A 21,629-nucleotide genomic window follows, 5' to 3' on the forward strand; every position below is an offset into this window, starting at 1 on the left:
GAGACAACCTCAAACTTTATCAGTAGGGTAGCATTGCTGTCAGAAACTTGGGTTTAACTACATAGCCACGTCTACTTATAACTGCTGAGTGCTGGCATTAAATATTGTGTCAATGTAAACGCATCTACACCTAATTCTGTACGCTCTTGAGCCGCTAAAATCCCGGCTTGGGAATGCCACCAAGAAGCAGTAGCCACAATATCCTCTACAGGAATTTGTTTTGTAGTCGCTTGTGCTAATAAACCTCCAAGTAATCCAGTTAATACATCACCACTACCACCACGTGCTAAAGCTGGGGTACTTTCAGGCGTAATCCAGACTGTACCTTGAGAATTTGCGATCGCCGTTCTAGCTCCTTTTAACAATACCACTGCATCACTTTGGGCTGCGGCTTCTCTGACCGCTTTGATTCTGTCATGTTTAGCATCAGGTACATCAGGAAATAGTCTTTGAAATTCGCCTGTATGCGGAGTAAGAACGGTTGCGGCTTGCCGTTGTTTTAAGGTAGGGATAGTTCCCATCTGTGCCAAAATATTTAAACCATCGGCATCGAGAACTAAGGTGCGATCGCTCTTAATTACTTGTTGGACAATAGGTGTAGCTTCGCGGGTTAAACCAGGGCCACAAGCGATCGCACTAAAAGAACTTAAATTAGTATTCTCAGGTAATTGTAATTGCGAAATTGCCCCTGTCTCCGTTTCTGGACAACCAATAATTAGTGCTTCCGGTAAATGGGACACCAAAATTGATTTTAAAGATTCAGGAACCGCAATAGAAAGCATCCCCACACCACTAGCCCGCGCCCCTAAACCTGTTAAAATTGCACCGCCAGCATAACGCCGCGAACCGCAAATTAATAATAAATGTCCTTCTTTGTACTTATGTGTGACTGCTGGACGCGGCAAAGGTAGAGTAGAAAGTGCTGTTGGTTTAGTAATACGTTTAATTTTGGGCGTATTTCCCAATGCAGCCTCTACATCTGCATCAGGAATATCAAAATCAATTAATTCAGCTTTACCAACATACTCTAAAGCATGATCCTGCAATAAACCCAACTTCCACAAGCCCAGGCATAACGTGTGAGTAGCGCGAATCGCTGTCCCTAAAACTTCACCTGTATCGGTATGCAAACCTGAAGGTAGATCAATACTAATAATTGGTTGATTCCATTCATTAAACTGATTAATTGCTGAAGCGATGGGATCAGTGAGTAGTCTTTCCAACCCAAAACCGAATAACCCATCGATTAAAAAATCACAACTTGGCAGTTGTGCAACATTTTCATAGCAAGGAATACCTAAACTTTGGGCATAGTGCAAATGTTGTACAGTTAATTCCTTCAGCTTAGAAAAAGGCGAATATAGCCAAACTTCATACCCGTGAAAGTGTAATTCACGGGCTACAACCAAAGCATCGCCCCCATTGTGGCCAGGGCCGACTAAAATACCCACACGGCACAAGTTGCCAGATGTTGGAAACATAGCTTGGATGCGGAGTGCAATCAGTCCTGCAACCTTTTCCATCAAAGCTGCTACAGGCATTCCGGCGGCAAAGATACGCCCTTCAATATCCCGCATTTGCCCAGCAGTTACTACAACTTGTGAAATGTGTTCTTGCCTGTTCTGCATTAGTGCTGAGTAATCAATTTTTATTAGTTTTCACTATTTACTTGTATCGTGTTACTCAGCAATCAGTACTAACTTGCGTTCAAAAATAATATTATTACTCGCTATCCCTGCCCAAATTAATATCTTTGAAAGCAACTTAGTATTAGCACCTACCTGTTGTAGTAAACCCTAGCATTGCCAAATCCTAACTCGTGCATATATTTATTCCATCTTTGTGCTTCTGACCTATCAGCAAACGGCCCCACGGCTACATGAGGGCCAAGCGGTTTTTGTCTTTCCCTCACTAAGCTAGAATATCCACTACTTCGGATAATTTTGTCACTAATCTCTGGTAAATCTTGTGTTTTCCCAGGAATAACAACATAGTATCTATTAGTTCTAATTGTTGAATTTTCGCTAGGTCTAGCATTAAAACTCTGTATTTCTTCCCCACCAGAAAAGCTGACCACTCCTGCGCCACGGATACCGTAGTCTTCTAGTTCTCTCACACGCTGTTCGGCGTTAGATCTTCTGCTAAACACTCCTGACTGGATAATAGAACGTCCTCTGTATTGTCGAATATAAGCACTGGGTTCAACTTGGCGGATACGTTGTAGTGTTTGGTAATTACCGCTATTAACATATACAAAATAACGTTCAAAGTTCTGGCTGTATTGATTCGGCTGGGTAGGTTGAAATAAAGGATTTTGCTGATTTTGATTTTCTGTTGATGGGTAGGGGAAAGAATTTGGTTCATATTGTTCAAGTTGCCCTGGTTGTAACTGAGGTAGAGGTTGTTCGTTATCAGGAATTACTGAAGTATCTGGCGGCGGTGGTAAAGTTTCGACTGTTTGTTGTGACAACAAAACGCTATTACTGTTGATTTGGGCTTGGGCTGGATGACTATGCAAAATACTTGCCAAGCAACTTCCCAAAAATAATGGCATTATCGGCAATGCTAGAAACTGACCTGATAACTTCATGGACATATTAGTAACAAGATTTTTCAAACTATATAGTCTAAGCATAAAATCAGCAGAGCTAGGTGGCAATGGATACATATAGTAAAGATTATAGATTGAGCTATCTGGAGTATATTTGTAAGTCTCGAAGAGAGTAAAAGCGATCGCTGTTGGCTTTTTATAATATGAAATAATTCCATCATCATATAAATAAAGTTAATAGCATGACTCAATCAACTCCAAAACAACCCGCACGCCGAGGCAGAATATTTCCAGAACGAACTTTATCACCTGAAGAATTAGCCAGACGCAAAGCTGAAAATGAAGCTTTTCATCATCGTTGTCGTGCAATATTTGAGCGCGTGCGTCCTGAGTTAATTAAGGAACATTATGGTTGGTATATTGCCATTGAGCCAAATAGCGGTGACTACTTCATTGATGCTGAAAATATGCAAGCTCACAAAAAAGCATTAGAAAAATACCCAAATACTGATCACTGTGTTTTTTGCGTGAATGAAACGGGATCTACTGGCACAATATGATTCACGGTAGCTTTGGAGAAAATGGGCAACTATTTTTTGCAATTGAGTTCATTGCTGACGATGGATTAAATTTGCCTGTGGATAGTATGTTTACTGGCTTCACAGGCTTTTTAGCGATTAATCAACAAGATATAGAGAGTCTAGGCTGGTCTTATATTGGTAGAGACACTTTGCGAACTGCACAAGGTGAAACATTGTTCAAAATATATTTAGGAAAGTTAATATTAAACGAACAAGAGTATGAAATACCTGTATATGCAGGGGATGAGATTACAGAAGTGTTGTTAGGTTCAGAGTGGTTGAAAATCCTGCCGTTGGTAGTGAATTATGAGGCTGGTATTTTGACTTTGGGATAAATTGGTACTTGAAAAAAAGACACTTAAATTTTACGCCTCTGTGTAATTAGCAATTAACAACAGAGGCGTAAATGTTAGAACCAATAATAAAGACTGAGCTATCTTGAGTATATTTCTAGATTTCGCAGAAAATAAAAGCGATCGCTCTTCCAGTCAGTTCCTTTTTCTCTACCTAAATAGCCTGTTAATGGAGAAGAAAGTTCAATCAAAATTTCGTGCATTTCTTCTGTTCTTATTGGGCGTGGTAGATTAGAGCCAAAATAAGCACCATGTAAGGCTTCTACACCAGCAGATTCTGTACCTGAGTTGTGCAAATAGCTTTTAACTAAGTTAATGAGGTGCGATCGCAATTTTATTGATTGTTCTACTTTATCTATATAACTATTAACTTTTTCCTCAGCTAAACCAAAGGGAGCTTGTTGTAAACATACTTTTAGCTCTAGTAAATTAATAGAATTTTTATAGTATGTTTGCAGTTCAACTAGTTTTTGTAGAGTTTCAGGACTAATAACATTCATATGATTTTCGGTTGCTGTTCTCAATGCGTAACTATTTAGTTCTCCAGCCGCTACGATTAATTTAATTGAATTGTTATATTGAAATGCCCCTAAATGGTTCATACCTATTTTGAGCAATTGAGCAGGAGTACCATCTGTTACTTTCTCAGTTTTAGTTGCTTTGCACTCTCCTACCATTGCGAAAGGTTTTTCAGCGTAAAAATCCATGCCTCCGGCTCCGCCAGTTGCATCTGGATTTAACCCTGAACCAGTAAAGCCTAATTTTAGTAATCCTCGGCGCACTAGTTTTTCAAATTGATGACCATCACTAGAATTGCCAACTTCAGCAATTTTTTGAATCCATGTTAAGTCTGCATCTAAAGTATTCTGAAATTGATTGCTACTCCAGCCTAAGAAGAATTTGATATCCTCATCTAATTGTTTAGCAGCTTGGCTAGTAATTGCCAAAGGAGCTAACAAACTTTGTAACTCTTGCAATTCAATATGTTGTGGTGGTTCTAATTTCTCTAGCTGCTGTTTGCGTTGGGCGAAGGTGCGATCGCTTAATACTGGATTAGTATTTGTTACCTTAACAGGAGCAGGTAAACCTATAAATTGACTTTGCTTGTACAAAGATATCTGAATTGGACTAGACAACAAATACACCCTTATATAAGCAAGAAATATATATTGTCTTTGCTGAAAGGCTTGCTGTAATGCTTGTTTTGTCCAAATAGTTAATTGTGACAAAGTATTTAAAGACTCAGCCTTATCGATAATTTGGCATAGTTCACATTTAGCCCAAGCTTTAATTAAGGCTCTTCCAGAACTTATTTTTTGAGTCTTGTGATCAATTTTTGATAAATCTGGTTTATAGCTTTGTTCCTCAATAAAAAGGTTGTTTACTGTGGTAGACGTACAGAGAGCAAAGGAACGCCCCGGATTAATAAATGTCCAAGGGATAAATGCTATCATGCGGCCTTGTATGAGAGCCTCTATATCTGGATAATCTAAAGATAGGGCAGTATTTAAGTAAATTAACTCACTCATAACCCAAGTTTAATAAGTAGATTGTTGAGCATTATATCTACCTCTTCTACATTATTTGGAATTTTTATTTGAGGCTCATGAGTACATTCTTCATCAAGTAGCCCATTGGGTATTTGTCCAGATGGATCACTTAATATTTCTCTAACTATATAATTGTTAATTGCTATTTTATTCTGAGTTATAAATTCATGAATTTCATTGTCTGTAACTTCATAATCTTTATGAGCTTTTTTAACAAATAAAATAGCTAAAAGAGGTTTAATATCATCAGTATTAAGCTTGATAAATTCTCCTCCTAAGTCTTTTGAAAGCAGTTTTTCTAAATAATCTTTGCCTTTTGTATTAGCTTTAACTTCTTTAGAGCGAACTAAACAACCACGAGTCATATCAAAGTTTTTGTATTCAATTAATCTTTTCAATGCAGCACTTACAAATCTATTGCTAGATTCTTGAACTACAGCTACTACTATTTTGACTATTCTTCTATCCTCTGTGCCAACAATTCTAAAGTTAAGGTAGCCTTGGTCTGAATTTTTAACTACGACTTCTTCAATATCTTCTATTTTTACTCGTTCTACAGTATTACCTTTGAGTGTAATTAAAGCAAGACGTAGAGCATCAGCTATAATCTCACTATCTTCAAAGTAGTTATCAATGGTTTTATCAAGTGCTGCAAACTCTTGCTTAAAAGCTGCTTCTACCTTATTTAATGGGTTTAAGTTTTGTTTTTTATCTCCAGGAACATTCCAGTTATTGGCACACCATTGTAAAACGCTTCTAACTATTGGTTTCTCTTTACCTAATTCTCCTAATTCTTCTTTATTAAAAGGATATACAGAATGAGGTGGAGTAAGATTTTTTGCATTATAATAATCTTCTAACCAGTGAGCAACAAGATTTACTACATCATCACTATTAAGGTGCTTAAGATCAATTTTTCTTTCACCTATCCTGTCAATTACTGACTCGGCTTGTGGCACAACTTTAACTTGTTGTGTCCACGTTTCGTCAAACATAGCTAAAATTAAAACTCCACGTTTGATTTTGCTATACATATCCTTTGCTAAAAGAGCAATAACTTGCGCCCTAGTAAAACCTTGATCATTGCAGTTCAGACTTTCTAATTCCTCAAAGCAAATAACTACAGTTCTGTAATCGCCTATAATGTCAAGAATTTGACACGCAATTTGAAATGCTTCAGCTTCTTTATCTTCTTCCCTAGTATTAGGTAATCCCATTACATCAGCTTGTGACTGTGCTAACTCTCTTCCAGAAAGCCAGTTAATTGCAAATGTAACTTTGTCTAAAGAGAGAGTCCAGATAATAGCTTGTATTAAGTAAGGATTATCAATGTTGGGCTTGAGTTGAAGTATTTTAGCAGTCAAGCCATCAACTATTTTAGGATTCTGGGCAATAACTCCAGGAAATCTCTTAATTAAATGTTGAGGTGTGTAGTTTGTTTTATATGCTTCATTTACCAAAATTGTTGCTAATTCTTGCCATTGCATTACACCTTGATTTCCTATTTGTTTTAAGCTAGTAACTAAAGTAGTTAAGAATTTAGAATGTATTTTATTTGAATCACCATAGTCTACTTCGCTCATGTAAACAAAAAAACTATTACCTTCACATTGAAGATGATGGCGAATTCGACTCATTAAATGGCTTTTTCCTAAACCTCTCTCGGCTTTAATAGTTATACCAATAACTGAACGGTTGCCTATACGAATTTGCTCTATTGCTTGAAACACCGCTTCTGATGCATGAGAATTTATAGAAGTAACATCAGGAAAATTAGGGTTCCATACATCATGGCTCCTAACTACTAATGAACGCTCAAATGGGTTATGGTTGGCAATAGCTTTATTAAGATCTGAATATGAAGATGAAGAAGTATACATAATTATGCGTTCCCTGAAAACAATGACTAATTAACAAGATGTCAACAATCGAAATAAATAATTTTAATAACAGAGGAGTTTAGCGTAGCAGCGTAATCCGCTAATTTTAGTAGTAATAGAATCCTCTATTTTGTCGGGTGCGCTATCTTCTACACTTCCGCCCTGGAGTTGGAAAATGTCTTTCTCCTGCATTTCTAGCAACCATTCATTAAAATTTTGCCGGCTTACTTGTTCGCCTATTACTCTTCTAATACGGTAAATTGGCACTAGATTATCTAAGTTGTATTCGCGGTTTAACTTGTCGTAAACTTCTAGCACGGCTGATTTAAATTCTTCGTAAGAAGCGATCGCACTCTTATTACTTTTTACTGATGCAGATGTACTAGTAACTGTGCCACTAATTCCACTAATCCATTTCACTAGTGCATTTGCAGCCCAAGTACCAACAATAGTTCCATCAAACCTAAAGTCAGAACTTCTCAAACCCTCACCTAGTACTTCTAAACCCTTGGGAGATGCAAGAGAGTACCCAGTTTTGGAAATTGCGATCGCTCCCTGGTTCCGTAATTCCTCAAAAACACCCTGGTAATCTGCGGCTTTACTGCCTTTAGTGACAATACGCTTTGTCATTTGACCTTTCTTTACTTCTTGCTGCGACCCTCCTAAATCCCACAAAGCTAAAAGAACGCGAGTTTTAGTTTGAGCTAAATTTTTGGTTGGCATATTGAGTATTCTGTTTGATAAAAAATATCGTTGCGGCTGTTTATTTGTAAGTGATTACAAGAGAAAAAATAACCGAGTAATTGCTGAAAATTCTAGAAAAACAGCCCATACAAAAAACGCCACTATGAATACAGTGGCGTTTGAATATATGTCAATTAAATTACATTTATTAATGAATCAGCGAAATAATTACTTCACTGCTAAAATCTCTTGCGATCGCTCAATATTTTTCCGCACAGATTGAGCCGAAGTATGCAAAGCTTTGCTTTCACTATCGCTGAGATTTAATTCCAAAATACTCTCAATTCCACCGCAACCTAAGCGACAAGGAACACCAATTACCACATCTTCTAAACCATATTCACCTTGTAAATAAGTCGCAATTGGTAACAGCCGCGATTGATTTAATAATATTGATTCCACCATCACACTTGTTGCAGATGCCGGAGCAAAAAATGCGCCACCTGTCTGCATTAATTCCACAATTTCTGCGCCACCGTTTCGGGTTCTTTCTACTAAGCGATCAATTGTAGCCTCATCTAATAATTCAGTAATCGGAACACCATTAACAGTCGCATAACGAGATAACGGAACCATTAAATCGCCATGACTACCTAACACCATCGCCTTCACATCAGCAGGTAAAACTCCCAATTCTAAAGCGATGAAAGTTTCAAAGCGGGCTGAGTCTAAAACACCAGCCATACCCATAATGCGATTACGAGGTAAACCTGTGGCTTGCCAAGCCAAATAAGTCATCACATCTAAAGGGTTGGTGACGACAATAAAAATCGCATTGGGAGAATGTGCGATCGCATTTTTTGCTGCTTCAACTACTATCTGGGCGTTGGTTCTCAGCAAATCATCCCGACTCATCCCCGGCTTACGAGGAAGTCCGGCGGTAATCACCACAATTTCCGAACCAGCAGTATCAGCATAATTATTTGTGCCGACAATCTGACGATTGTGCAGCTCTATCGCTCTCGCCTCTAATAAATCCAGTGCCAATCCTTGAGGCATACCCTCAACGATATCAAGTAATACCACATCTGCTAAATTTTTCTCGGCAACACGTTGGGCGAGAGTGCTACCAACTCTACCAGCACCAACGATAGTGACACGCGGTAAATGGCAAGCAATAGGAGAAGACATAATTAGTTAGTAATTTAATAAATAAATCTCAGCGTACCCTCGCGTTACCTCAGCGTTTCTCGGCGTTGAAAAACTTTACGTACAACTATATATAGTAGAAATATAGTAGAAAACTGCGATCGCCACTTTAGAAGCTGGGTAAACGGTGGGCATAGCCCACCTATAATTGTGATTTCTCAGAAGCTCGTCAACCACATCCTTTAGTCAGAGGATGCGATGTTTACTTAAATCCTTCTAGTTGATCTAAGCGTAACCAAATATTGGGTGTTGGTACTTGTCCAAACTTTATCAAAGCATAATCACCCTTGATATCCACAACTTCCCCCGCCGTTTCAAACATATAACTAGGAAAGCGAGTATCACTAGCCTTAGCTTCTAAACTATTTTCCAGCTTTTCACGCACAGCACGAACTAAATCGCCTCTTTTGACTGGCATAAATTCCCCTCTTATATTTGCAGATTGTCTCATAGAGGATTTTAGCTTGCACCAATATGCCAAATCTCACAGCGATCGCTTTGACACATTGAATTTATTCATTGCAATCTATATGAAATAGCAATTACTCCCATGTAACAGTAGGGTGTGTTGTCGCGTAGCGCAACGCACCATTCAAGATTTTCGGTACGTTAGGACGTTCCGCCCATAAACCCTCTACCTACATAATTACGAATTACGTTAGCGAAGCGGTAGCGAGCCTGCGAGCGTCATTACGAACTACGAATTATTTCAACGCTGACATTGGGGACAGAAGTGACTAGAACGCCCAGCTAATCTAGTTCGCTGAATAACATTACTACAAACTCGGCAAGGTTCCCCAGTGCGGTTGTACACCCAAGCAACACCGCCATAGTTACCGTTGATCCCCTGAACATTCAGGAAGTTACTAAACGTCGTACCGCCAGCCGCAATACTGGTTTCTAACACTTCAATGATGACTTTGCGTAACTGTTCAATTTGTTCTAATTTCAAATCTGTACACAGGGTTTCTGGCAAAACTCCACATTTAAATAATGCTTCATCGGCGTATATATTACCTAATCCCGCCACTACAGATTGATCTAACAATGCTGTTTTAATGGGACGACGGCGTTTTTGCAGTTTAGCCGCCAGATATTCGACAGTGAAATCTGGTGAGAATGGGTCAGCAGCTAGTTTGGCTAAACCAGTAATTACACTTTCTACCGCAACTTTAGGCGGAACCCACCACATTTGGCCGAAGGTGCGTTGGTCAACAAAGCGCAATTCTTGTTGATCCCCAAAAAATACTCTGACTCTTGTGTGCTTGTGCAATGGTTCATCAGGATGCAGCCATAATAATTGACCAGTCATCCGCAGATGTACGCCAAGGTAGCCAGCAGAAGAAAGTTCCGCAAGCAAATATTTACCACGACGATGCCAACTGGTAATGGCACTGTCTTTAATTCCATGAATAAACTCTTCAACAGAAAACGGGTAGGCGATGGTGCGGTTTAGCAACACATCTCCACCCGTAATGTTTTGATTCAGGGTCAATTGATTAAGACCCCTGCGGACTGTTTCAACTTCAGGCAGTTCAGGCATTGGAACTGATCAAGCAAGCAATTTATCTAGGGGGCAGGGAAGATGAGGGAGTAAGTATGTATATACCTTTCGGTGGATATCTATTCTATCTCAAAGAAACCGTAAATACCCGCAGGGCAGTTTCTTGGCGGTAGAGTAGGCTGATATGAAGCATGGCAGGATTGAAAGTTCACGCTTCGTTCTACATACTTAAAGCTTCCCTTCATCATCCCATTAAAAAACCCCTATTTGGCTTTGCTGCTTATTTTTTGGGTTTAGCCTTGGGTGCTTCTGTTTCGACTAATTCATCTAACGCAAAGTTATTTGTATTAATACCAGCGTAATTTACCCGCTCAAAACGGACGATTACAGGGTATTTGATGCCGCTTTGGTCGATAGAAGCTACGGTGCCTACATCTTGGAACCAGTAGGATTCTGGGCGGAGAACACGGACTTTAGAACCACGTTGAACCATGATTATCTTCCCTTTTAGTTATCAATGGCCGATGTATATGGCTAATTGATTTCACTCTACAACCTGAAGGTCGCTGCTAGAGGGTTTGTTAAGTTATTTGTCATTAGTCATTAGTCATTGGTCAAAGGTCAATAGTCAGGATTTACTCTCCCCTGCTCCCCTGCCCCTCTGCTCCCCTGCCCATATCTACCTCTCGTTAGGTTCCACGAGAAAGTCTCATACCTAGAATAGGGTTAGACCCTTCTTGACAAAGTACCAACGATGGAATAAGGTCGTTCGCAAATAGACATTTTAAGGAAAACCTTATGTTCGTTTCAAAACAAACACACTACCCTCGTTACCCCTGCCGATTCGGAGATCATCATCTATATAAGTGATGTCTAACCAGCCTTGTTGGTTTTCGCTTTTGATAGGCACATCAATTCCCGTAAACTTTTTACCTGATTCAATTTGGTGGATAAAATTTTCTGGAGAATTGTAGTCAATTAGACGTTGCAAACCTACAATGGATCGATTAAATTTTACTTGGACTCGACGACCCGAAACTGGCTCAAATTTAGCTGCTACACTGACTAATCCTTCGAGATAAGGTAAGCCATAAATTTCAGCAATATTGTAAACGCTGGTAGTTTCTACCCGAATACATTGATAAATTTGACCGAGTTTACAAAAAGGTAAACGATCTAAGTTTAAAAGAGCTTTGCTAGTGGTATAAAGTAAGAGCCAATTCCCATCTAGCAAGTTACCAGCTTCCACTGGACGCGGTGTTGGATTAAGGTCTTCTAAATTAGCGATCGCCGCTAAAATTGCTTGTTTCTGTGGCTCACTAGCCAGCAAACCGCGATTTGTCGGAGCGATCGCATCGATTAAAGCCGCCTTTCCCATCATTGTTAATTACCCCAAATCAAGAATGTGTAAACTTCATCCACCTTAAGTTCGATATTGATGACCTATGTATAAAGCTGAAAAAATACTCAGAATTTATATCTACCTGTAGTACCAATATTAAATAAAATATTTTTGCTAACTTACGGATTTAAGCTGACAACACTTGAATTGATTAATAACTAAATTATTACGTTTCAAGTGATAGACTGCTTAATGTCTAGTTACATTAACAATTTGTTTCTTCGTCGATATGTTGAATTCTCCCTTACGTGAAGAACCCCGCAACCAACGTGCTGCCGTAATTCCATTAAAACAAGAGTCCTCCCTTTTAGATTGGTTGCAATCCCACGGTCGTTTGATAGCGCGTGATGTTCATGAACCTGATTTTTCTGAAGAAGAAAACGAAGAAATATCAGATTTTCTCGGTGGAGAAGACGGCATTGCTGACTACCTTGATGATGATGACGACGAAATAGCTATTGAAGAAGATTAGTCTGCTGAGGCTAGGGACTTGGTGATAGCTGTCGTCCCTGTAATTAAATTTTGTAGTGTGGAGTGAAGGGAAGAATCTGTGGACGCTAAATTATCTCCTAACCAAGGATTGAACATTTCTGGTATCGGTCTTGCTTCTATCTTAGCCACCGGGCTAGGTTTAGCAGCAGTAATTTGTGATTGGCTGGGCAATAGAATGCCTTGGCAAGGTATGTCACTCACCATGCCTTTGCTGTTGTGTGCGGTGATTTCGGCGGCTGTGGGCTATGTAGTAGTACCTCTATTACAAGCACTCAAAACTGGACAAATTATCCGCGAAGATGGCCCCCAAGCTCATTTGAAAAAAGCAGGCACACCAACAATGGGTGGGATATTCTTCATCCCTGTTGCTGCGATCGTTGCCTGTATAATGTCTAATTTCGCCACAGAGGTTGTTGCAGTCTCCGCATTAACCCTCAGCTATGGCTTTATCGGTTGGATTGATGACTGGCAAATTCTGCGCCGGAAATCAAATAAAGGTATTTCTCCCAAGATGAAACTAGCTTTGCAAATCGGTTTTGCAGCCCTGTTTTGTCTATGGTTAATGTTTAATCAACCTTCTAATATTACTAGTATAGCTTTGCCTTGGGTGAGCTTTGCACTGCCTTTAGGTTTCCTATTCTGGCCTCTGGCAGGGTTTGTTCTGGTGGCAGAGAGTAATGCAACTAATTTAACTGACGGTATTGATGGACTAGCTGGCGGAACTGTAGCGATCGCACTTTTAGCGTTAGGTGCTGTAGTTGCCCCAACTTCCCTACCATTGATGGTATTCTGTGCAGCGTTAAGCGGCAGTTGCTTAGGTTTCTTGGCACACAACCGCAACCCAGCCCGTGTATTCATGGGTGACACTGGTTCCTTGGCGTTGGGTGGTGCTTTAGCTGCTGTGGCACTATTAACTAACAGTTTGGTAGCATTATTTATTCTCAGTGGTATCTTCTTTGTCGAAACACTGTCTGTAATGGCGCAAGTTGCTTATTATAAAGCTACTAAAGGCCCAGATGGTAAAGGCAAACGTTTATTTAGAATGGCACCTTTACATCATCATTTAGAGTTGGGTGGCTGGTCAGAATTACAAGTTGTGGCTGTATTTTATATCATCGCTGCGATTTTAGCTGTACTTTGTTTAGCGATCGCACCTTTCTAAAAATCTTTAAAAACCTGATTTAACAAAAAGAACCCTGAAGATTTCAGGGTTCTTTTTTATTTGAATGAAGTGAATAATTTCAATTGAATTTGAATAGAATTCACACAAAGCAATTCTAAACTTTTTCTTTTTCTTCGATGTTCTAAAATAGCTGAATTTCAGAGGCTATATTTTGAGTTAGTTCTTTATTCATCGGTAAGTTTTTATTGGTATTTTGCCTAAGCTATCAACACAATCTACAACCATTTTTCAGTCAAATCTGCTATCAGTTCCTATTTTTGCATCTGACTTACTAAATGAGTCAGTTCAGGTAAAATTAGCTTTTCCATACCTAACCGCACAGCATTACTAGAACCAGGAAGAGAGAAGATTAATTTATTTTGATAAATACCTGCGACAGCACGTGAAGCGATCGCACGGGAACCAATTTCTTGATAACTTAAAAATCTAAATAACTCTCCAAATCCTGGTAGAGTTTTTTCTAATAATTTTTCAATAGCATCGTAAGTGGTATCTCTGGGTGCAATACCTGTGCCACCATTAAAAATTACTGCATCCACATTGCCACTTTTACCCAGCAATTGGATTTGTTCTTGTATCTGCGCTGGTTCATCTTTGATAATTGCGTAGGCTGCGATCGCATGGTTAGCATCTAACAATAATTGTTTGATCAGCTGACCACTTTTGTCTGTTTCTTGGTTGCGTGTATCGCTAACGGTAACAACAGCACAATTCACTGTCATTTCTACCGCATCTGGATGGGGTTTTTGCGTCATCTGAGGGAAGGATGAAGTATGAAGGCTCAAGGATGAATAAATATATCTTTTATTGTTCACCCTAAAATTAATCCGAGCAAGCAGATTTATCTTTGACAGAAAATCAACGTGGAGTCTCCTTGTTGCAATCCGCATAATAAGTATGGAGTTGATTTCATACTTCACACTTCACACTTCATACTTCATACTTCATTTGATTGCTTAAGATTTACTGAAACCTAAATCGTTTTGTTCAGCATATCTTTCCATGAAGCGCATAAAGCGATCCCACTCGTCAGGAGATTTCATAATATGAACAGCTTCTAAGGCTTCTGGTCTACCGTTGATAAATCTAGCCTTGACTTCGCGGGTAATTATTTCGCCTTCCTCGTCAATCATATACATCCCAGTGACATCTTCGGTGCTACCTTGATCTAAGGCTTTAGGATTTGTAAAAATAAAGGTTGCTGTACCAGTATCACCACTGCGCGATCGCGTTAAACGTACATCTGGTACTACATCTTCGTCAATACCTCTAGAAAACTGGATTTTTGCCATGATGAAAGAATTTAAAGTTTTGTGATCGTTGATTTAATATTCTCTCATCATTTAGAACTCAGTAGTCTATGAAGTCTGAAGTCTGAAATTTTGTTCTTCTGGCTTCTGCCTTTTGACCATTGACCAAGTTACCTTTCCAAAAATAAAGTTACAGGGCCGTCATTTTCAATAGAGACTTGCATCATTGCACCGAATTTACCTGTTTCTACACGCAAACCACTGGCGCGTAAATTGGTCACAAAGCTGTTATACAAATCTTCTGCGGTTTGAGGCGGTGCAGAACGGTCAAAAGAAGGACGGCGACCTTTGCGACAGTCACCGTAAAGAGTGAATTGACTCACTACTAACAACTCACCGTTAATTTCTTGTACAGATTTTTGCCATCTGTCTCCACCTTCCTCATCAGGAAACAGTCGCAATTCTAAGCATTTACGCGCCATCCAGTCGAGTTCTGCATCTGTGTCAGTATCGGCAATACCTACGAGTAAATTTAATCCTCGTCCAATTTTGCCAATGATTTCACCATTAACAGTAACTTGAGATGATTTTACTCGCTGGATGAGAACGCGCATAATGGTCATCAGCCCTTTGTCATTAGTCATTTGTCCTTTGTTATTTTAATAACTAATGACCAATAACTAATGACTAATGACTATTTGCCGAAGCCTTTACCACGACTGACGGAAGGTAAACAAACACAGTTTTCTAATTGTGTCATTAATGTTTCACGGTCTAAATTTTGACCAATTAGCACAAGTTGGTTTTTGGGTTCACCTTTCCATTCGTCATCATCTAAGGTGAAGCGTTTCCCACATAGGTGAAAAATGTGTCGTTTGGGACTTTCATCAAACCACATTACACCTTTGGCGCGGAAAATGTTTGTGGGTAGCTGGTTATCAAGGAAATATTGAAACTTCCTGATAGAAAATGGCTTGTCGCTTTGGAAAGATATGGAAGTGAAACCATCATTTTCTAAATGGTCTGAATGATGGTGGTGATGGTCGTGGTCGTGATGGTCATGACCGCAGGCTGAATGGTCATGGTCGTGGTGGTCGTGACCGCAGGCTGAATGGTCATGGTCATGGTCGTGATGGTCATGATCATGATGTTCATGGTCATGCTCATCAACGGTGTCAAAATATTTATCAGACTCAAATAATCCTACACTGAGAATTAAAGCGAGTGGTATTTGCGATCGCTGGGTACGCAAAATTCTCGCGCCTTCTTTAACTTCGTTGATTTTTTTCTCTAACTGAGTCAACGTGGCTTCATCAACCAAATCTGTTTTATTCAACAGAATGATATCACCGTAAGCAATCTGACTATAAGCTGCTTGCGAGTTGAATAAATCTAAGCTGTAGTTAGCTGCATCTACGACAGTGATAATCGAATCTAAACGGGTCAAATCCCGCAATTCTGTACCTAAAAATGTTAAGGCTACTGGTAGCGGATCTGCTAATCCAGTAGTTTCTACTACTAAGTAATCTAGCTTCTCTTCGCGTTCTAATACTTTGTAAACGGCATCAACTAAATCATTATTGATTGTGCAGCAGATACAACCGTTACTTAGCTCCACCATATTATTATTATTTTCATCGGTGGAGATAATTAACTCGTTGTCAATGCCAATTTCACCAAACTCATTTACCAAAACTGCGGTTTTTAAACCCTGTTGGTTCGTGAGAATATGATTTAGTAGAGTCGTTTTGCCGCTACCAAGAAATCCAGTAATAATTGTTACTGGTAATCCTTGTTTCGGCGCATTCATGGGTTGAGATTCAGAATTCACTGCTGTTTGCATAGCGCGGTTATCAAACAAATCAAAAAATAAAAAACTTCTCTAAGTTGCGGCTGCCACCACTGCTAAATTCAGATTTACAAAAGGTAGCGCAGATAGTCCAGAAAACACTAGCATAGGGATGCTGGATAAACTTCCCAGCTGTTTAACCCTATTATTGCGTATCCTTCTATTGCCGCATTACTCTGTTATGACCCTAACTGTTTACAATACCCTCACCCGTCGTCAAGAACCGTTTGAAACAGTCGAACCAGGCAAGGTTAAGATGTATTATTGCGGCGTGACGGTCTATGACTACTGCCATTTGGGTCATGCTAGAGCTTGCATCGTTTGGGATGTTGTGCGCCGCTATCTCCAGTTTATCGGTTATGAAGTGCGCTATGTGCAGAATTTTACTGATGTTGATGACAAAATTCTCAACCGCGCACGAGAAGAACACTCATCAATGGAGGCTGTAGCTGAACGCTTCATCAAGGCCTATTTTGATGATATGGCACGGTTAGGAATTAAAGAAGCTGATGAATATCCCCGCGCGACACATACGATGAATGGGATTCAGCGATTAATTCATGAATTAGAAAATAAAGGCTTTGCCTATCCTTCCGATGGTGATGTTTACTATGCAGTGCGGCAGTTTGCTGAGTATGGCAAGCTTTCTGGTCGCAAGTTAGAAGATATGCAAGCTGGTGCGAGTGATCGCGTTAATGTAGAAGACCCAGAATATCAAAAGAAAAAAGACCCCTTTGACTTTGCTTTGTGGAAAGCCGCTAAACCCGGTGAACCTGCTTGGGAATCACCTTGGGGTGCTGGTCGTCCGGGTTGGCATATTGAATGCTCGGCGATGGTGCGCGATCGCTTGGGTGAAACAATAGATATTCATGCTGGTGGTGCTGACTTAATTTTCCCCCACCACGAAAACGAAATTGCTCAATCAGAAGCTGTCACAGGTAAACCTTTAGCTAATTACTGGATGCACAACGGGATGGTAAAAGTGGACGGTGAGAAAATGTCCAAGTCTTTGGGCAACTTTACCACCATCCGCGACTTACTTGATCGTGATGTTGATCCAATGGCAGTAAGATTATTTGTGTTGATGGCGCAATATCGTAAGCCTATTGATTTTACCGACGAAGCAATTACCGCAGCCACTAACGGCTGGCACACCCTTAAAGAAGGTTTGCTGTTTGGTTATCAATACGGTAAGCAACTCGGTTGGGGAGTGGATGATATCTCACTACTACCTGAAACTGTTGAACGCTTTAAAGAAACTGTCAACGATGACTTTAATTTCCCTGGTGGGTTAGCTGTGATATTTGAATTAGCCAAAGAATTACGGCGAGAGGGAAACATCATCGTTCATGAAGGTAAAACTGCAACCCCAGCCGATGAACTCCAAAAACAATGGCAAACTCTTGTTACTTTGGCAGAGGTTTTAGGTTTAACAGCCGAAATTGAAAATGCCAGTCCGGCAAATGATGGTCTTAGCGATGCTGAAATTGAAGATTTGATTCAACAACGGCAAGCGGCTAGAAAATCCAGGAATTTTGCAGAAGCAGACCGTATTCGGAATGAACTACAAGCCAAAAACATTACTTTAATTGATAGCTCTGAAGGTACGCGCTGGCACAGAAATTAATTTCACACATAGGCTTTTGTAAATCTCAGATAGGAGTTTTTATTGAAAAACCTCTATTACAAAAGCCTTTTTTTCACTAAATTTTCGTTAAAAAAACTCTTTGTTAGCAGTAATGTCATGAAAATATTACATTACAGTTTAGACAAGGATTCCTTAAACTTCTAAATTGCTTTATTAATTCATGGTTTCTGCATTAATACATTAAATGCAACTTTTAGGCTGGGTGGTGAGAACAGTCTTGAAAAAGCATCTCAGGTTTGATAATTTACATCGATTAGGGTAAAAGTGCAAAAATAGCAATTAGTATCAAATACAACAAATTTTACTAGAAAAAATAAAATTTTATAGGTCTTACAGCAAAGCACCAGACATTAAATAAAGCCTCTAATAGCTGTTTATTTGATAGCTAATATAGAGATAGATGAACAAATCAATAAACCTAGTTGCCAATAATAAACTTACTAAATTTGAATCTAAATTATTATGTGGTCTGAACTAACAAAAGCGATCGCTAACTTTAACATACCTGCTGATTGGATTGGTATCAGAGCCGTCAAAGAAACAGCATCGAACCGTTATGTCCGCGATGGCATACCTCAAGCTAACGGTAAATCTATCACCGAGGGAGCCATGATCGAAGTTTTAGTTAATGGCTGTTTAGGTTATGCCGCTACCAATTCTTTAGAAATAGCTTCCCTAGAATCTGCTGCCCAAATAGCTTATAAACAAGCACTCTTCTCTAGTCAATGGTGGATATATCCGTTTAAAGAAACTGAACGTCCCAAAGTAGTAGGTGAATACAACTCGCCATTTTTGGAACCCTTAGACGCGCTGAGTCCAGGAGAAATTAATGATTTGTTGGTGCGGATGTGCCACACGCTAAAAGTTAGTGACAAAATCGTGCAAACCACAGCCAGCATCAGCACTAGTGAACGAGAAAGTTGGTTTGTCAGCAGCAACGGTTCAGAAGTCTATCAAAAGTTTATCTCTTTAGGGACTAGTTATGGAGCGATCGCTCAAGACGGCGCAATTGTTCAGCAACGCACTAACAACGGTTGGAAAGCGCATTGTTATCAAGGTGGATGGGAACTTTTAAGACAAGAAAATTTATGGCAACGAGTGCGACAAGTAGGAGAACAAGCTGTAGAACTGTTGACAGCAGATGAATGTCCAAACATCCGCACTAATTTAGTCTTAGCCCCAGACCAAATGATGCTGCAAATTCATGAAAGCGTCGGGCATCCATTAGAAATTGACCGGATTTTAGGTGATGAGCGCAACTATGCTGGCGGTAGCTTTATCACAACCGAAGATTTTGGTCAGCGAGTTTACGGTTCACCATTAATGAACATTACTTTTGACCCCACAGTACCGGGTGAGTATGCCAGCTATGCTTTTGATGATACTGGTGCAGTAGCCACAAGGGAATATGTGATTCAAGAAGGCGTACTACAACGAGGTTTAGGCAGTTTAGAAAGTCAAGCTAGAGCCGGAGTACCTGGAGTCGCTTGCGCCCGTGCTTGTTCGTGGAATCGCCCAGCAATTGATCGCATGGCTAACTTAAACTTAGAACCAGGAAACGCCACCTTTGACGAAATCATCAGCAGTATAGAACATGGCGTTTACATGGAATCAAATCGGTCTTGGTCAATTGATGACCGCCGTTATAAATTCCAGTTTGGTTGCGAATATGCCAAATTAATTGAAAATGGAAAACTCACCAAAACCCTCCGCAACCCCAACTATCGCGCCACAACCCCAGAATTTTGGCACAGCCTCATCAAAGTTGGAAATGCTGACAGCTGGCAAATGTACGGTACTCCCTACTGCGGTAAAGGAGAACCCAATCAAGCTATTTGGGTAGGACACGGTTCACCTGTTTGTGTATTTGCTAACGTTGAAGTCTTCGGCGGAGGTAGTTGAAGAAGCTAAAAATCAAAAGTCAAAAACATGACTTTTTTATATCTAATTTAATTACTAATTACGAATTAATAATTTACCAATGAAAGAAGAATTAACATCGTTAGAATATAGCTTTAATCATCTCTTAGAAACTCTGCTAATTAAAAAATTTGAAGATGAAGAATTTACCCTCAAACTGAGCAGTGAGCGTAGTCAATTTACACGATTTAATCATGCGAAAGTTAGGCAAACTGGCTGTGTAGCAGATGGTTGGATTGAACTAACTTTAATGGCAGATCAACGCAGTAGTGCTAGACAATTTCCTTTTACGGGAAACTGGGAAAAAGATTGGTACAGGGTATATCAAGCATTACAAGAATTACGAGATGAACTACCTATATTACCCATTGATACTTATTTAGTTTTGCCTTCAGGTAACAATAATAGTCGAGAAGTTCATCATAGTAATTTATTAGCACCAGAAGCAGTAGTTTCTAGTATCTTAGCAGAAGTAGCAGAGTTAGATTTTACTGGGATTTATGCTGGGGGCGTGGTAATTAAAGCCTATGGTGATTCTAGTGGTCAAAAACATTGGTTTGCCACCGACACTTTTACATTAGATTATTCTTTGTTTATTAATTCTGGACAAGCTGTTAAAGGTATATTTGCCGGAAGCAGTTGGGATGTTGCAAGTTACGCTGCAAAAATTAGCGAAGCAAAAAAGCAACTCAAATTGCTTTCACTTCCAGCAAAACAATTGCCTAGAGGACAGTATAAAACTTATTTTGCACCTGCGGCTGTTGCTGATTTATTAAATATGCTTTCTTGGAGTGCTGTAAGTGAAGCAGATATTCAACAAGGAAATAGTGCTTTAGCCGCCTTATCAAGAAAAGAAAAACAGTTATCTTCTAAATTTAGTTTGAAAGAAAACTTTCAATTAGGTTTAGTGCCGCGCTTTAATGAATTAGGCGAAATGGCAGCACCAGAATTACCAATTATAGAACAAGGAATTTTAGTAAATAGCTTAGTTAATTCTCGTACTGCTAAAGAATATCAAAAAATTGCTAACGGTGCTAATAGTTCAGAAAGTTTACGCACGCCAGAAATAAGTCCGGGAAATTTAAAATTTGAGCAGATTTTATCTAGTTTAGATACAGGGTTATATGTCTCAAATTTACATTATCTAAATTGGAGCGATCGCCCCACAGGTAGAATTACAGGTATGACTCGTTATGCCTGTTTTTGGGTAGAAAACGGCGAAATTATTGCACCTATCGAAAACTTGCGCTTTGATGAAAGCCTCTATCGGTTTTGGGGAGAAAATTTAGTTGATTTCACTAATTTTCAAGAATTTATCCCCGAAGTAGGCACATATGAAAGTCGCCAATTAGGTGGAAATTTAGTTCCTGGTATGTTAGTGAATGATTTTACTTACACCTTGTAGGTATAGCGAGTGACAGGTGACAGGTAATAGATGACAGAATAACAGCTTATTTAATGGCTAAAATTTTATAGCAGTTAAAGCATAGATTATGACATATAGCAACCGAATCGAAACATAGTTTAAAACTTCAACAGATGAGATAAATTAGAAACTGCAAGGCTTTTATAT

21 protein-coding genes are annotated in these 21,629 nt (G+C 39.4%); 7 read left to right on the top strand and 14 right to left on the bottom strand.

Going from position 1 to position 21,629, the window contains the following annotated elements:
* Positions 1-71: 71 nt before the first annotated feature.
* Both H6G76_RS12130 and H6G76_RS12135 read right to left on the bottom strand, forming a co-directional pair.
* The gene (locus tag H6G76_RS12130; protein WP_190700321.1) at positions 72-1,628 is read right to left on the bottom strand and encodes an NAD(P)H-hydrate dehydratase; all 1,557 of its coding nucleotides are present in this window, start codon (positions 1,626-1,628) and stop codon (positions 72-74) included.
* 149 nt (positions 1,629-1,777) lie between these two features.
* A complete protein-coding gene (locus tag H6G76_RS12135; protein ID WP_242056375.1) occupies positions 1,778-2,590 on the bottom strand; it encodes a hypothetical protein in 813 nt (270 codons plus the stop codon).
* Positions 2,591-2,793: 203 nt separating this feature from the next.
* On the opposite strand from H6G76_RS12135, the gene H6G76_RS12140 reads away from it, so the two are divergent.
* Both H6G76_RS12140 and H6G76_RS12145 read left to right on the top strand, forming a co-directional pair.
* The gene (locus H6G76_RS12140) at positions 2,794-3,111 is read left to right on the top strand and encodes a hypothetical protein (protein WP_190700327.1); all 318 of its coding nucleotides are present in this window, start codon (positions 2,794-2,796) and stop codon (positions 3,109-3,111) included.
* Positions 3,108-3,467: an aspartyl protease gene (locus H6G76_RS12145; protein WP_190700330.1), complete on the top strand. Its 360-nt coding sequence runs from the start codon at positions 3,108-3,110 to the stop codon at positions 3,465-3,467. Before H6G76_RS12140 ends, H6G76_RS12145 begins: the two co-directional genes overlap by 4 nt.
* A 98-nt stretch (positions 3,468-3,565) precedes the next feature.
* On the opposite strand, the gene H6G76_RS12150 is transcribed toward H6G76_RS12145, so the two are convergent.
* The 8 genes from H6G76_RS12150 to H6G76_RS12185 all read right to left on the bottom strand — a co-directional run bounded on the left by H6G76_RS12150 (position 3,566) and on the right by H6G76_RS12185 (position 11,693).
* Positions 3,566-5,014, bottom strand: a complete 1,449-nt coding sequence (locus tag H6G76_RS12150; protein ID WP_190700333.1) for a DUF1802 family protein — start codon at positions 5,012-5,014, stop codon at positions 3,566-3,568.
* A complete protein-coding gene (locus H6G76_RS12155) occupies positions 5,011-6,915 on the bottom strand; it encodes a P-loop NTPase fold protein (RefSeq protein ID WP_190700335.1) in 1,905 nt (634 codons plus the stop codon). The genes H6G76_RS12150 and H6G76_RS12155 overlap by 4 nt, the downstream gene beginning before the upstream one ends.
* Before the next feature lie 63 nt (positions 6,916-6,978).
* On the bottom strand, positions 6,979-7,638 hold the full coding sequence (locus tag H6G76_RS12160; RefSeq protein WP_190700339.1) for a hypothetical protein: 660 nt from the start codon (positions 7,636-7,638) through the stop codon (positions 6,979-6,981).
* A 189-nt stretch (positions 7,639-7,827) separates the two neighbouring features.
* Positions 7,828-8,790 (bottom strand): malate dehydrogenase, encoded by a 963-nt coding sequence (mdh, locus tag H6G76_RS12165; RefSeq protein WP_190700342.1) that lies wholly within the window; start codon positions 8,788-8,790, stop codon positions 7,828-7,830.
* A 220-nt stretch (positions 8,791-9,010) separates the two neighbouring features.
* A complete protein-coding gene (locus H6G76_RS12170; protein ID WP_190700345.1) occupies positions 9,011-9,226 on the bottom strand; it encodes an NAD(P)H-quinone oxidoreductase subunit O in 216 nt (71 codons plus the stop codon).
* Between the two features lie 291 nt (positions 9,227-9,517).
* Positions 9,518-10,351, bottom strand: coding sequence for a DNA-formamidopyrimidine glycosylase (locus H6G76_RS12175; protein ID WP_190700349.1), 834 nt, complete (start codon positions 10,349-10,351; stop codon positions 9,518-9,520).
* 241 nt (positions 10,352-10,592) lie between these two features.
* Entirely contained in the window at positions 10,593-10,805 is a 213-nt protein-coding gene (locus tag H6G76_RS12180) for a photosystem I reaction center subunit IV (RefSeq protein ID WP_190700351.1), read from the bottom strand.
* A 303-nt stretch (positions 10,806-11,108) separates the two neighbouring features.
* Positions 11,109-11,693, bottom strand: a complete 585-nt coding sequence (locus H6G76_RS12185; protein ID WP_190700355.1) for a PAP/fibrillin family protein — start codon at positions 11,691-11,693, stop codon at positions 11,109-11,111.
* A 250-nt stretch (positions 11,694-11,943) separates the two neighbouring features.
* Between H6G76_RS12185 and H6G76_RS12190 the strand changes: the two genes are divergently transcribed.
* Together H6G76_RS12190 and mraY are read left to right on the top strand one after the other, a co-directional pair.
* Positions 11,944-12,186: a DUF3134 domain-containing protein gene (locus H6G76_RS12190; RefSeq protein ID WP_096583484.1), complete on the top strand. Its 243-nt coding sequence runs from the start codon at positions 11,944-11,946 to the stop codon at positions 12,184-12,186.
* A gap of 78 nt (positions 12,187-12,264) precedes the next feature.
* Positions 12,265-13,368, top strand: coding sequence for a phospho-N-acetylmuramoyl-pentapeptide-transferase (gene mraY, locus H6G76_RS12195; protein WP_190700358.1), 1,104 nt, complete (start codon positions 12,265-12,267; stop codon positions 13,366-13,368).
* Between the two features lie 272 nt (positions 13,369-13,640).
* On the opposite strand, the gene H6G76_RS12200 is transcribed toward mraY, so the two are convergent.
* From H6G76_RS12200 to H6G76_RS12215, 4 genes are all read right to left on the bottom strand, one after another.
* Complete coding sequence (locus tag H6G76_RS12200) at positions 13,641-14,144, bottom strand: molybdenum cofactor biosynthesis protein B (RefSeq protein WP_190700361.1); 504 nt, start codon at positions 14,142-14,144, stop codon at positions 13,641-13,643.
* A gap of 201 nt (positions 14,145-14,345) precedes the next feature.
* Positions 14,346-14,681, bottom strand: a complete 336-nt coding sequence (psb28, locus tag H6G76_RS12205) for a photosystem II reaction center protein Psb28 (RefSeq protein WP_190700363.1) — start codon at positions 14,679-14,681, stop codon at positions 14,346-14,348.
* Between the two features lie 128 nt (positions 14,682-14,809).
* Positions 14,810-15,253 (bottom strand): D-aminoacyl-tRNA deacylase, encoded by a 444-nt coding sequence (dtd, locus tag H6G76_RS12210; protein WP_190700456.1) that lies wholly within the window; start codon positions 15,251-15,253, stop codon positions 14,810-14,812.
* An 80-nt stretch (positions 15,254-15,333) separates the two neighbouring features.
* Positions 15,334-16,482, bottom strand: coding sequence for a GTP-binding protein (locus H6G76_RS12215; RefSeq protein WP_190700366.1), 1,149 nt, complete (start codon positions 16,480-16,482; stop codon positions 15,334-15,336).
* 187 nt (positions 16,483-16,669) lie between these two features.
* On the opposite strand from H6G76_RS12215, the gene cysS reads away from it, so the two are divergent.
* From cysS to H6G76_RS12230, 3 genes are all read left to right on the top strand, one after another.
* Positions 16,670-18,115 carry a cysteine--tRNA ligase gene (gene cysS / locus H6G76_RS12220; protein ID WP_190700369.1) on the top strand — a complete coding sequence of 482 codons (1,446 nt, stop codon included), beginning with the start codon at positions 16,670-16,672 and terminating at the stop codon, positions 18,113-18,115.
* Positions 18,116-18,598: 483 nt separating this feature from the next.
* Complete coding sequence (locus tag H6G76_RS12225) at positions 18,599-20,038, top strand: TldD/PmbA family protein (RefSeq protein ID WP_190700372.1); 1,440 nt, start codon at positions 18,599-18,601, stop codon at positions 20,036-20,038.
* Positions 20,039-20,117: 79 nt separating this feature from the next.
* Positions 20,118-21,461, top strand: a complete 1,344-nt coding sequence (locus H6G76_RS12230) for a TldD/PmbA family protein (RefSeq protein ID WP_190700375.1) — start codon at positions 20,118-20,120, stop codon at positions 21,459-21,461.
* Positions 21,462-21,629: the final 168 nt, after the last annotated feature.

Source organism: Nostoc sp. FACHB-152 (genome assembly GCF_014697475.1).
GTDB lineage: Bacteria > Cyanobacteriota > Cyanobacteriia > Cyanobacteriales > Nostocaceae > Nostoc_B.